This window comes from Thomasclavelia sp. (assembly GCF_017889095.1).
Lineage (GTDB): Bacteria > Bacillota_I > Bacilli_A > Erysipelotrichales > Coprobacillaceae > Thomasclavelia.
On the sequence record NZ_JAGHEW010000098.1, the window covers coordinates 1 to 11,419 of the forward strand.

Here is an 11,419-nt window from a genome sequence, read left to right on the forward strand (position 1 = left end):
ATAGTGACTGTACTGGTGATCAGGCTATTGTTAATATTCCAACTAAAGGACGGTTTAGCTTTACTAAAACTAAACCTAATGGTACAGGATTGCCAGGAGCTACATTCCAGTTATTGAAAGAAGTAAACGGTACGTATCAAAATGTTTTTGAGGAATTTACTGTTGATGATGAAAATGGTGAATTTTTGTCAAATATTATTGATCCCGGAAATTATCAGTTAAAAGAAGTTAAAGCCCCTGATGGTTTTGAAATAAGCGAACCAATTAACTTTACTGTAGCGGTTGGAAAAGTTACGTTTGTAACTAGTCCCGGTGAAGATACCGTAATCAATCAGGCGTTAGGTACGATCAAATTAACTAAATATAATGATCAAAGCAGTTATTTAAATATTGATAATAAACCGCTTGCAAATGTAGAGTTTGGTTTATATCAAGAAAATGATCAATTAGTTATAAGTAAAAAGACTGATCAAAAAGGTCAAATTGTTTTTGAAGATGTACCTGCTGGTAAATATTATGTAAGAGAAATAAAAGGATTAACTGGTTATCAGGAAAATAACAAAAAATATCCAGTTACAGTTAAAGCTAATCAAAACGAAGTAATTGAATATTTACCAGAAGTAAAAGATGGTAAAAATGGCGTAATCATTAATAAATCAAATATGGGACGTTTAGTGATTAAAAAGGTTGCCAGTGATGATAACAAAGGATTATCAGGAGCAGTCTTTAAAATCAGTAAAGTCAATGATACTAGCTTTGTACCAGTTGAAATTACTAGTTATAAAGATGGTTTAGCTATTAGTGATTTATTACCAGCTAATAGTACTGGCAGCAAATATTTAGTTGAAGAAATTAAAGCGCCTGATGGCTATAGTTTAGACGATAAATATTTTGCCACTAAACAAGAAGTAACGGTTTATCCATTACAAGATCAAGAAGTTATTTTATCAAAAGATAATCCTGATGGGCGTAATTATCTTGTATTTAAAAACTATAAGATTGCAAACATTATGGATATTGATCAAGAAATTAGTAAATATATCGATGATAATGGTGATTTAATTCAAACTAAAACCGTTAATACACCATTACTAGATAGTAAAGATGTAGAAAAATTTACAATCAGAGATTATGCTGATGGTCAAAATGATGTGCCTGTAAGCAAAGTTGTTGTTGAAGATACAAATATGCAATTATATTATCTCGATGCCAACAATGATTATGTTCCAGTTGATCCAAGTGATCCATATACAATCGATGCAGTAACAATCTATCATGCTAGTGATAAATTGGGTAATAATCTTAAAGCTCGAATTTATTATCAAGGTGAAGGTAGTGCTAACTGGCAAACCAGAGATGATTTAGTTGTTGATGTGCCAGATGCTAATCAAAATATTAAAGTAGAATTAGATGATCTTAAAGCAACAAAGATCAAGGTTGAATATTATAATGAAAATGGTTTGATTAGTGAAGGATTTAAAGCTGAAGGAATTGACTTAGATGTAACGATCAATAAACGTCCTTCTGATGCTACCGCTAACGAAATTAGACAGGTAACTAATGATGCCAAAGTAATCTATCATTATAGTTATAAAGATGAAACAGGAACTAATCAAAATGCTATCTATGAAAATGTTACTAGTAAAGTAAATATTTTCTACCCATTAAATGAAACTACTTTACCAAAAGTATCATTGGGAATTGTTTCTGGAGAAGCTAATAAAATATATAAACCAGGTGATTCGATTGAAAGTACGATTACCGTAATTAATAAAACGGAAACAGATGATCCTGATGGAACAATTATCCAGCCAATTATTAGTTTTGATTTACCAGTGGGAATGTCATTAAATACTAATAGTTATACTGTTGATGATCTTACTGGTCAAACAACTAATTTCCAAGTGGTTGTCTATAATGAAGAAGATGCAACAAGTGGTATATTATTAGAACCGTCAAAATATCAGGTTGTTTACGATTTGATTGAAGCCCGTGAATTTATTGATGGTAAGTTGGTTAATACCGGAAAACAGACTCGTAAAATTACAATCTTATTAGACGAAGAATTTGCGTTTAAACCAAATATGAAAATCACGATCAAATATATGGGGACGACTTCAATTAATGATACAAGTACGGTTTTATCAACTCCAGCTTATTTTACTAGTGGAGTAACTACAGCTTTATCAATAGAAAATCCTTATGGAAATAGTTTCACTGTTGAAACAAGCAGTGGCAGCAGTGCTAATACATTAGTTGATGATAAGACATTAGATGAAATTACTGGTCGTGATCAAATTGATACAACAGGTACGGGCTTGAAATATCCATTTAGTGTTGGTGAAATTATCATTAACGAAACAAATTATCTATCAATTTATAAACAAGTTAAAGGTATTTATAACGATGATTGGCTAAATTATAATCAAATTGCTTCAACGGCACCAGGTGAAGATTTAGATTATCAAATTATTTTCAAAAACGGTGGCGATGATAACCAGTCTGATCGTGCTATCAGCAAAGCACGGGTAGTGGATATTTTACCGTTTGCTGGTGATTCATTAGTCAATCGAACAGATGATAACTATACTGCCCGTTCAACGACATTAGCTAAAAGTCCAATTTTACGCTATGTTGATGTTTTAAAAGATGAAAAAGACTTTAATTATACATTATATTATTGCGTTGGTAATGATGTAAGCAGTAAGTTTGATCAATGGAAAGAAGAACAAAGAACTAAATATACAGCTCAAGAAGAATTGCCAATTGTTTACAATGACACATGGAGCGATGATGATTGGAACAGTGGCAAACATCAATGGGTCAAAGCGAGTGAATATACTGGAGATTTGAACTTAGTAAGTGCTTTTGCAATTGAATTTGATTTTTCTAATGATTTATTAGAACCAGGCGAAGCAGTTACAATTCAGATTAAAATGGCTGCTCCAGAATATACTACTGATGAAATTGAAGAAGTAGAAGGTAAATATATGGCCAATTCAGCGTTAATTGCAGTACAGCGCTTTGGCAGTGATACGATTTCTAAATCGGATATTACGGAAAACCGTGAAGTAAAAGCCAAGTTAACACTACCAAAAGGAACAATTGGCGATTATGTCTGGTATGATTTAAACCGTAATGGAATCCAGGATGATAGTGATATTCCAGTTCAAGGACTAATGATTACTTTACACAAATATGTAACTACTTATGATGATGAAGGTAAATTAGTTCGCCTGGAAATCTTTAGCGATGATGAATTTACTACTAGAAGTGACAGTTATGGTCATTATGAGTTTACTAATCAGGATTGTAATGTTTTAAAGAGTGGCAAAACTGATGCTAATTCTAAAAATCCAAATGATTATGTTGGTGATCGTTATTATGAATATCGGGTTGAATTTGCGATTCCAGAAGATGAATCGACATACACTTATGTACCAACTAAACGCTACGCTCTTGATGAAAATGGTAAACGTCAAAATGAAATTGATTCAAATATTGGTGATGATCAAACTAAAGTTGGAGATCAAGCTAGTGACGATGATGAATATTGCTTTAGTGAATACTTTGCTTTAACAGCAACTAAACTAGGCGATGCTAGTTTAGCTGGAGAAACCAATTTAACATTAGATGCTGGTTTTATTGCTAAAGGATCATTAGGTGATTATGTCTGGTTTGATGCCAACAAAAACGGTATCCAAGATCCAGATGAAACTGGAGTTGCTGATGTAACAGTACGGTTATATCAAGCTGATGAAAATGGAAATATTATTGATAATCAGGCGCTGGCAACAACGAAAACAGATCGTTATGGATATTATTTATTCGCTGATTTAATTGAAGGAAATTATATCGTTGAATTTGATATTAGTGATGTTGTTCCTAAAGTTGGTGGCGGTTATCTAGATCGTTATTACTTTAGTGCTAATAATGCTACTGATGACCAGGAATATGATTCAAATCCAATTATTGATGCTGCTAATCAAGATACAATGGTGGCTAGAACAGATTTAATTACCCTTGAATATCATAGCAGTGATATGTCAATTGATGCCGGTCTTACTGTGTATAGTGCTCTTTCTGGAGTTGTATTTGAAGATCGTGATTATTCGGATATTCAAAATTATTATGATGAAAAAGAAAATGAAATTGATACTATCTTAGTACCGGGAACAATTGTAACTCTATATCAAGTAAGCGAAGAATTTGATATAATCAACGCTTTACCTGATGAAAGCTGGATAGTTGGTCAAACAACTGTCGGTGAAGATGGAAAATATTATTTTGATAAACTAGATAATGGTTATTATGTAGTTAAATTCACTTTCCCTGAAGGTTATAGTATTGCTTCTGGTGATGTCGGTGATGATGATACGATCGATAGCGATGTCGTCAATCAAATTGAAACAGTTGATAATCGTGTTAGTGGATATACTAATGTAATTGAAATCGGTTTAAATGAAGTAGTTTCAAATGTTGATGGTGGTGCTCGATTATATAGTGCTTTAGGTGATTATGTCTTTAATGATAATAATTCTAATGGTATCCAGGATGAAGGCGACAGCCCAATTGCGGGAGTAACAGTTTATCTGTTTAAACGTGAAAGCGAAGATGGTAGCTGGCAATACTATCGACAAACAGTTACTGATGAAGAAGGCTATTATTTATTTACGAATCTTGAAGGTTCTACGTATACTAAGATAGATTATCGAGTAATCTTTGATCTAGGAATTACAACCAAAATTACTATTCCTTATGCAGGTGATGATCAAGCCTTAGATTCTAATGCCTTGAATCAATATATCCCTGGTTTTGGTTATCCAACTGATCCAATTGATCTAGCTTATAATACAGTTGATTTAACTTGGGATGCTGGAGTAGTGCAATCACGCGGGGCAATTGGTGATTATGTCTGGTATGATAGCAATGTTAATGGTATCCAGGACGAAGAGGGAACAGGTATTGGTGGTATTAAAGTTGTTTTGGAAACTAATACTGGTGATATTACTAATGAAGATGACTGGCAAGAAGTTGCTGTCACTTATACTAATGAACAAGGTTATTACATCTTCAATAATCTAAAAGAAGGTTATTATCGTGTGAAATTTGAAGTGCCAGCTAATTATAACGTTACTTTATCTTCACAGGGTGAAGATGGTGCAATTGATAGTGATGGTATTTATTTCAATGATGATACGTATTATTACACACGTTCATTCTATCTAGATCAAGATGGTTATGATATGACTTGGGATTTAGGCGTTTATGATCCAACAGTAACGACCACAACGATAACTACTACAGTTGATAGTTCTACTGATGGAATCATGACCGGTGATGATAAGGTTATTTTCGGATATGTAATTTTAGCTGCTTTATCGTTAATAACCGCTTATGGTTTGAACCGTAAAAGAAAACAATTAATCAAGAGGCAGTAATTATGCTGCCTCTTTAAAAAAATCAAGTATTGAGGCGTTTTTTTGATAATTGTGATATCAATGTGATAGTCAAATGCTATGATAGGATTGTATTGAGGAGGGATGATTGATGAAGAAAAAGATTTTTAAATTATTATTAGTTTTAGCATTAATAGTTATTCCCATAACCGGTTTAAAAATTAATGCTGACGCCACAAACGATCTAACACTAGGAACACAAATTTCTGATAATCCAGACGATCGTTTATTTACAGTTACTAATAATAGTAACGAAACGATTAGTTATGCTTATGAAACTAACGGAGCTAGTGGTCAAAAAACGCTTGCCCCTGGTAAACAAGATATAATTCGGGTAAAAGCAACTGGTGGAAGTGCTAATCTAGCGATAAGACAATTGCCTGATGGCACGATCCAGCAGATTGCCAGTTTAAATCAGTATTATGTAACAATTAACTTTACCGATGAAAATGGCAATGCGATTGCTACCAAAAAACAAGCAATTGCTACTTATAACAGTGGCTGTACGTATACTAGTGCTAGTGTAATAAATTATAATGGCAATGCTTATGATATTAAAGGCAATAACTATGTTGCGATTCCTTATGGAACAACATCTTATACTTTTCAGTATGCAAGAAGACTGCAGCCTAATTTTTTAAGCAGTGTTATTTTAGTTGATCAAGATGGGCTTACCCATCGAACTATTACTTATGATGTAAGTGAAACTAACGGTGGTAAAACAACAGTTCCTGAAAGCTTTGTTTCCACAGTAAATGGACGTACTTATAAGATCATGAATGGTTATAGTACTACAGTAAGTCAAAGTTATGGACAAGGACAGTTACAAACTGTAATTCGTTATCAAGTTCAAGAAGATGAAACGGCAAAACCGTATAATATTACAGTTCAATATGTTGACCAAAGTAGCAATAGTGTTTTATTAACTAAAACATTATTGGTTCAAAATAAAAAGACAGTTGAACATACACCATCAAACAGTTTTATGAAAAATGGAAAATTGTATCAGTTAGTAAATGGCAATAAAATCAGCCATACTTTTGGTGATAACCAAAAAACATACCAGGTTTTTTATCAGCAAGTTGAAACTGATGATACTACTAGTCAGCCATTACAAGTAAATTATATTGATTTAGCGACAGGTAATTTATTAGAAATCCATGAATATAGTGTTGATCCTGGAAAAACAAAAACAATTGATCTTGAAAGCAGTATTGAACAAGATGAAAAAACCTATATTTTAAACAGTAGCCAGCCATCTTATGTTAATGGGACTACGATCACTCATAAGTTTGGAACTACAACTACTCAATATGATGTTTACTTTGTTGAAAAAGGCTTAGAAATTGATAGTTATGAAGTTTCCATCACTTATCTGGATGTATCCCATACTAATGTTGGTGAAGAAACAATTTATACAACCAAAGTAATAGCTAATGTCGATGAACCGTTATCAATTGATGTACCATTACAATATGAAAGTAACGGCAAAACTTACATTTTATTAGCTGGTCAAGATAATCATTATGATCATGAGTTTTATTCAACTAGAAGAAATTATGTATTAGTTTATCGTGATATTAATGATACTAATAATGAGATTGTTTTAAACCAGACTGTTGAAGAAACAACCAGTTTACCAACGACTACTTTAACAGGAACTACTACTGATGGAACCATGATTACAATTGATGGGGCAACTGGAAATCCTGTTATTAATAACCCTGATGGAACTGTAACAACGGTTGATCAAGATGGTAACATTGTTCCTTATCAGCAGCAAGAAACGGAAATTATTGAAGAAGATGAAACACCATTAACTAAGGGAACTAAACAAGAAACTAGTAAATCTAATTCTAGTTATAGTTATCTAATTGGTGGAGGAGCGGCCATAGCTGTTGCAATTGTTGTATTTATCTATTATTTAAAGAAAAGAAAAAGTAAACAAGCTTAATTAAATCATCCTAATTAGATTAAACAACCCCCTAGCGGGGTTGTTTATACTATTAAGTGATTAAAAATCGAATTAGGTAGTTAAACTTGACAAAATGAGGTATAATAAGGGTACTATTGATATGTTTAAAAATGATGGGAGAATTTATGAAACTGAAAGTTGAATTTTTAGATACTTATACAATTACAACTGAAGATCAAAAAACACTTAGTTTTAATAATATCAATTCACCTAAATTAGCTATCTTACTGGCGTATATTTTATATCATCATCGCCATAAATTGAGTTCAATTGATTTACAGGAATTAATGTTTACTAATAATAGTTCCTCCAATCCAGCTAATGCTTTAAAAGCTTTAATTTTTAGATTACGGGGAATTTTAAACAAATATCTTGGTAAATATGATTATATTTTGTCATCACAGGGAACTTATTATTGGAATAGTGAGATTGAATTAGAATTTGATGTTGATAGTTTTGTTAACTATTATCGTTTAGGAAGAAATGAATTAGATGATGATAAAAAAGTCAAATATTATCAAAAAGCTTTATTATTATATCAGGGGTCATTTTTACCAATGATCAATACTAGTGATAAACTAATGAATATTCGTCATTACTTGAATTCACATTTTTTAAATGTTACGCATTTTTTAATTGAATATTATCTTAATAAAAATGAGTTTAGTATTGCTGAAGAAGTTTGTCAGTCAGCTTTAATTAAAAACGAAGCGGATGACAATATTAACTGCGCTTTAGTTTTTGCTTTAGTTAAACAGGGGAAATTAGTTCTTGCAAGAGAACATTATTATAAAGTTAAAAACTTGTTAAGTAACAATGCGGTTAATAAAATGGCACATTATTTAGATATGAATCAAGTAAGTAGTCATGAAATTGATTTTAATGTAATTTATGCTGATTTAAATGAAAAGCCAGTTAATGGGGCTTTTGTATGTGATTATGAGTTATTTAAAAGTGTTTATCAATTAGCGCTTAGAACATCGTTTAGAAACGGAGCTGCTAAAAGTATTATTTTATTAACGTTACATCCAAAAAAATATATTATTGAAAACCCTAAAATTAATAATCTAGTACTAGAAGAAACTTCAAATACTTTGCAACAGATCTTAATTAGTACATTTCGTTTAGGAGATGTAGTTTGTAAATACAGTATAAAACAGTTTTTAGTTTTATTAGACTGTGATTATACGGGGGCTAGTAAAGCCATCAAGCGAGTAAAGAAGAAATTTTATCTTCAGGAAAAATATGATCGGGTTGTTATTGATGAAAGTATTGTCGAATTAGACGAAAATATGAAAAAATAAAAATAAAAAAAGTAATTTTGCCTCCTGCGGTTGTAAATAAATAGTAGGAGGTTTTTTATATGGCAAGATATCCAATATTTAGACAAGACAATGAGTATAGTTGTGGTGCTTATTGCATCAAGATGATTTTAAAGTATTATCATCTAGAAATCGAAATCAAAGAAATCAAGCAGCTAACCAAATTAACACCCAATGGCATTAGTGTTTATGGTTTGGTTAAATGTTTGCAGCATTATCACTTTGATGCTAAAGCTTATCAATGTGATTATCAAACTTTGCTGCTTGAAGCTAAGCTGCCTTGTATCATTCATTTAATTAATGATGAAATGACCCATTATTGTGTTTTATATAAGGTAAAGAAAAATTATGTTATTTTAGGTGATCCGGCAATCGGTTTGGTAAAACGAAGTCATGATGAATTAAAAGAAGCTTTTACGGGAATTTGTGTCTGTAATGAACATGCTGGCCGTTATCAAATGATTGATCATAAGGAAGTTAGTTTTAAAGAGTTTGTTGGTAAACATATTTTAGCTAATTATCAGTTTATTATTAGTTTAGTGCTAAGAAGTATTTTGATTTCATTATGTAGTATTTTAGGTTCTAGTTATTTTCAAAATTTAATTGATCAAATTGATTCAATGGATTATTCGTTGATTATTATCATTACCGCTATTTTTGCTTTTGTCAGTATAATTAAAATAGCGCTTAGCTATAGTCGACAAAAGTTAGAAATTGAAATCGAACGTTATTTAAACCAGGAGTATGTAAATAAAACAGTATCCAATATGCTTTATTTACCACTATCATTTTTTTCGCGCAACCAGGCTGGTTCCCTCATTAGCAAAGTCCAAAATTTATTTCAATTTAGCGAGTTTTTTATCCATTTATATACCGTCTTATTTATGGATCTGGTTTTACTTTTAGGGTTGTTTATTACTTTACTGATGTTAAGTTTTTCCATTGCATTAATAACCGGAATATTTTTACTTGGAATTGCTTTAGTATTGTTTCGTTATTTAAAACCAGTTAAATCATTGAATCAGGAAATTATTGCAAGTCAAGAAACAATGAATCAAGGACATTTAGAATATTTAGAAAATGTTTTTAATAGCCATCAGTTTTTTGTTAAAGGATTTGCTAGGGAAAAGATTAATTATTTATTTGCTAAATATAATTATTGTTTATATCAACGGAATCTAAGTTTAAATCGAATTAATAGTATTAGTGAGTTATTGATTAGTTTATTATTGTTTATCGTTGTATCACTGGCAAGTTTAGCTTATTTAGAAGATACGATCAGTAAAGGGAAAATTATTTTCTTTTATTTAATTGTTTCCTATATGATCGAGCCGTTATTTAACATAATTAGTTTAATTTTAGAAAAAGATGAAATCTTGATCTTATATGAACGTTATAAAGAATTAATTCCAGAAAAAAGGAAAAAGAAAAGATATTTAAAAGAGCCTATCAAGGAAATTAAATTTGATCATATTAGCTATAGTTATGGTTATGGCAAAATAATTATCGATCATCTAGATTTAGTAATCAATCGTTCGCTTTGTTTAAAAGGAAATACGGGAGCGGGGAAATCAACGTTATTAAAATTATTGATGAATCATGATAGTTTGTTGAAAGGAAAGATTTATATTAATGGTATTGATTTGCAGACAATTGATTTAAATAGTCTTTATCAAAAGATTATTTATCTTGATAAACAGCCGATCTTTTATCATGAATCATTGCGCTTTAATCTTTGTTTAAATCGCAACGATGAAAAGAGAATGAAAGAATTATTGATTTATTTTGAATTGGCTGAGTTTATTGATAAACTAGAAATGATCATCGATGACCATGGTGATCCTTTATCATCAGGACAGGCACAAATGATGATGTTAATTAGGGCATTATTAAAAAATCCTCAGGTGCTGATTTTAGATGAAGCTTTATGTAATGTCGATGATTGGCGATTTATTAAAATAATGGATTATTTAGCGCTAAAAAAAAGTAAAATGATCGTAATAATCGTTGCTCATCAAACAAAATTGGTGAATGAGTTATTTGAGTGTGTTATAATTGAAGATGGAAAAATAAGAAAAAATGATGGAAATGAGGAGATAAAATAAATATGGAAATAGATTTTGCTTTAGTTAATGAAGTAAGTGATTTTACTGAAGATTATGAAGAAATATATCGTCAAATTATTTTAGAAGCGAGTAAACAGTTACAAATTGACAGCGATTTAGAGTTATCTTGTATTTTAGTCGATGATCAAAAGATTCATGAAATAAATAAACAGTATCGTCAAATTGATCGTTCTACTGATGTTATCAGTTTTGCTTTAGAAGATAGTGAACAATATTATGTAGAAGGAATGGCGCGCAGTTTAGGAGACATTTTTATTAGCGTTGATCACGCTAAAAAACAAGCAATCGAATATGGTCATAGTTTATATCGTGAAATGTGTTTTTTGTTTACACATGGTTTATTACATTTATTAGGTTTTGATCATATGGAAAGTGAAGATGAAAAAATCATGATCGCTAGGCAAAAAGCCATTTTAGATGCTTTGAAGATTGAAAGGGATAATCATGGAAATTAAGGAAATAATTGCTAAAGCTTTTATAGCCACTAAAAACTCATATAGTCCCTATTCTAATTTTAAAGTTGGAGCCTGCATTGTA

Annotated in this window: 5 protein-coding genes; all 5 read left to right on the top strand. The window is 31.0% G+C overall.

From position 1 onward, the window contains the following. Positions 1 to 5,441, top strand: a 5,441-nt coding sequence (locus J7M77_RS04505) for an SdrD B-like domain-containing protein (RefSeq protein ID WP_296876431.1), incomplete at its 5' end; no start/stop codon positions are given. 109 nt (positions 5,442 to 5,550) lie between these two features. Continuing rightward, positions 5,551 to 7,413 (top strand): hypothetical protein, encoded by a 1,863-nt coding sequence (locus J7M77_RS04510; RefSeq protein ID WP_296876433.1) that lies wholly within the window; start codon positions 5,551 to 5,553, stop codon positions 7,411 to 7,413. A 146-nt stretch (positions 7,414 to 7,559) separates the two neighbouring features. Next, positions 7,560 to 8,738 carry a bacterial transcriptional activator domain-containing protein gene (locus J7M77_RS04515; protein WP_296876435.1) on the top strand — a complete coding sequence of 393 codons (1,179 nt, stop codon included), beginning with the start codon at positions 7,560 to 7,562 and terminating at the stop codon, positions 8,736 to 8,738. 59 nt (positions 8,739 to 8,797) lie between these two features. Next, on the top strand, positions 8,798 to 10,861 hold the full coding sequence (locus J7M77_RS04520; protein WP_296876437.1) for a cysteine peptidase family C39 domain-containing protein: 2,064 nt from the start codon (positions 8,798 to 8,800) through the stop codon (positions 10,859 to 10,861). 2 nt (positions 10,862 to 10,863) lie between these two features. Beyond that, positions 10,864 to 11,337 carry an rRNA maturation RNase YbeY gene (gene ybeY / locus J7M77_RS04525; RefSeq protein ID WP_296876439.1) on the top strand — a complete coding sequence of 158 codons (474 nt, stop codon included), beginning with the start codon at positions 10,864 to 10,866 and terminating at the stop codon, positions 11,335 to 11,337. Positions 11,338 to 11,419 lie beyond the last annotated feature (82 nt).

Bases quoted from the DNA above. Each gene is read 5' to 3' on its own strand.
- J7M77_RS04510 (WP_296876433.1), top strand. From the start codon at position 5,551: ATGAAGAAAAAGATTTTTAAATTATTATTAGTTTTAGCATTAATAGTT.
- J7M77_RS04515 (WP_296876435.1), top strand. From the start codon at position 7,560: ATGAAACTGAAAGTTGAATTTTTAGATACTTATACAATTACAACTGAA.
- J7M77_RS04520 (WP_296876437.1), top strand. From the start codon at position 8,798: ATGGCAAGATATCCAATATTTAGACAAGACAATGAGTATAGTTGTGGT.
- ybeY (WP_296876439.1), top strand. From the start codon at position 10,864: ATGGAAATAGATTTTGCTTTAGTTAATGAAGTAAGTGATTTTACTGAA.